Annotated in this window: 2 protein-coding genes; one reads left to right on the forward strand and one right to left on the reverse strand. The window is 47.8% G+C overall.

The features are described from left to right. A partial coding sequence (locus H6S82_RS28595) for a HEAT repeat domain-containing protein (RefSeq protein ID WP_191057131.1) occupies positions 1–927 on the forward strand: 927 nt, incomplete at its 5' end. Between the two features lie 252 nt (positions 928–1,179). On the opposite strand, the gene H6S82_RS28600 is transcribed toward H6S82_RS28595, so the two are convergent. Continuing rightward, on the reverse strand, positions 1,180–2,466 hold the full coding sequence (locus H6S82_RS28600; protein ID WP_190463098.1) for a methylglyoxal synthase: 1,287 nt from the start codon (positions 2,464–2,466) through the stop codon (positions 1,180–1,182). Positions 2,467–2,496 lie beyond the last annotated feature (30 nt).

A 2,496-nucleotide genomic window follows, 5' to 3' on the forward strand; every position in this document is an offset into this window, starting at 1 on the left:
GCGGAACTGAAGGCGCAGTTGCAATTCGACCCCGATCCGATTTCCCGAATTTACGCTGCTGAAGCTTTGGCGAAAAAGGGAGGATTGGAAGCAGTAAAAGCGCTATCACTCGCACTTGAAAAAGATAGTTGTTGGGGTGTGCGGGCAGAAGTTACCAAACAATTAGCTGAAGTTAAACTCGACCAAGCAGGCGAAGCTTTAGTAAAAGGTTTGCAGGATGAAAATCCTTTGGTGCGCCGCGCTGTGGTGGAAGCTTTGGCTAAAATCAAAACGCCAGAAAGCTACGATGCTGTGAAGAATTTGGTAGAAAAAGGCGACGCCAGTTATTATGTAGAATCGACATCTGCCCGCACAATTGCGGGAATGGTAGCTTCACCAATTCTAAAAGATAAAGAAGATGAAGTTGTCGGTTTGCTTAGCAATATCCTGCGGCAAAAAGCTGGCTGGAACGAGGTGGTGCGTATTGGTGCGATCGCAGGTTTGAGCCAGTTAAAAACATCACCAGTAGCACTGGATTTGATTTTGGAATACACTCGCCCCGGTATCCCGCAAGCTTTGCGCTTGGCAGCAATTCGCGCTTTGGGAGCGATTTCTACGGGTCAAACGCCAAACAACGTGGATTGGATTCTGGAACAATTACAAGAGTTATCCAGAGAAACGTTCTTCTTAACTCAAGTAGCAGTTGTTACAGCGCTCGGACAAATGGAGACAGCCAAAGCTATCCCCATTTTAAATTCTTTAGTTGATGGTACACCCGATGGGCGCGTGCGTCGCATTGCGGAAGAAGCGGTACAAAAAGTGCAGCAAAGTGCGGGGACCGATCGATCGGTCAAACAACTGCGAGAAGAACTCGATCAGTTGAAAAAAACAAATCAGGAACTGATGAGTCGTTTGGAGAATTTGGAGGCTAGATCGAAATCTAGTTAGTTATTAGGTTACTAAATGTAAGGTGCGTTACGCTGACGCTAACGCACCCTACTGTAGAACCAAAAATTTGCAAGATTATCTGCGTTCATCTGCGTTCATCCTTCTTCATCTGCGGTTAAATTTTAACTAATGGTTTCCAGAGATAACCCTCATGTACTACCGATGCTATCGGCTACGATTTGAAATGTTTTTTACCGCAGATGGAAGCAGATTAACGCAGATTAACGCAGATGTAGACTGTGGCTGAGTATGTTAAGTATTGATCGATCGACCAACGTTGGGCGCTAAAACTGTTAAACCACCGGGGATACACTCAACTTCAATGGGAGTCGTGCCGATAATTTCCCCATCTACTACTACTTTTTGGGGGGGATTTGTGGTGATTTTGATTTGCTTGGCGCGACTGTGAATCACATTCTGATGTTCGAGATCGGTTTTGACGATCGCTCCTCCCAACATTCTTAACATAGTTGTGACTGCCTGCGCTCTGTTTTCCGCTGTAGCAATAGTTACATCCAACAATCCATCATCAAAAATCACTTCTCCCGCTCCCTGCGCTAACACGGAGGTAGGGGGTGCAGCATTGGCTACTGTAATCGCAGCGGCTTGAAACTGATAAACATTCCCTTCTGCCTCAATTTCCGTATCGAACAAATTCGATTCTTCCAGCAGTTGCCACCCCGCCATTAAGTATGCCATCGGGCCCCATTGCGCTTTCAGTTCCCGGCTGGCTCTTTCTACGGTTTCCGCTTCGTATCCCACACCGGCTAACAAGATCATCGGGTAGCCATTGCAACGCGCAACATCTACATTGCGGGTTTGTCCGGCCAAAATTAATTGACAGGCATTTCTAATCGGCATTAACCGAGGAATTCCCAAGGCAACTGCAAAGGCATTGGCTGTTCCTCTGGGAATGATACCGAGAGGAATATTGGTGTCAATTAATGCTCCCGCTACTGCTGAGACCGTGCCATCGCCTCCAGAAGCGATGACGATATCGGCTCCTTGGGCCAGAGCCTGTTGTACTAATTCCTCCGGTTCGATCTCTGGTGTGGTTTGGTGAACTTCCAAGTGCAGGTAAGGTTCTAGCAGTTTCCGAATTAAAGACAAATCTTGCTCTGGATTGCCGCGACCGGAAACCGGATTGAAAATCAGATGAGCGACGAGTGTCTTTGCCAACCGGGTGGCGATCGCTTCTGCGGTGGCGATATTAGTTGCCAGAATTACGTTGTGGACGTTGCATATCCGGATCAGCGTTTCAACATCTGGTTGGTAAAATCGCGTCTCCTGCGGATCGCTCAGACAAATTACGCCAACGACGTTACCCGCCGCCACTTCCGCTGCAATCTGAGCTACTCCACCCATAGGCCCGGATAGCATCCGTTCGATCGGCAAGCCAGTTGCTGCTTGGATGCGCTCTCCTGTGTTTGCGGTCGCAATCAGCTTGTAACGCTTGAGCAGGGGTGAATAAGTCAGTGCGAAGTTGACAATATCGTTCTTCTTGGCATCGTGGGCAATCAAGGCAATTGTTGCAGGCATATTTGTTTAACTTAGCTTAACAATCGCGAG

Origin of the sequence: Planktothrix sp. FACHB-1355, from assembly GCF_014748295.1 — a bacterium.
In the GTDB taxonomy this organism is placed as follows: Bacteria; Cyanobacteriota; Cyanobacteriia; order Cyanobacteriales; family Aerosakkonemataceae; genus Aerosakkonema; species Aerosakkonema funiforme_A.

Bases quoted from the DNA above. Each gene is read 5' to 3' on its own strand.
- H6S82_RS28600 (WP_190463098.1), bottom strand. From the start codon at position 2,466: ATGCCTGCAACAATTGCCTTGATTGCCCACGATGCCAAGAAGAACGAT.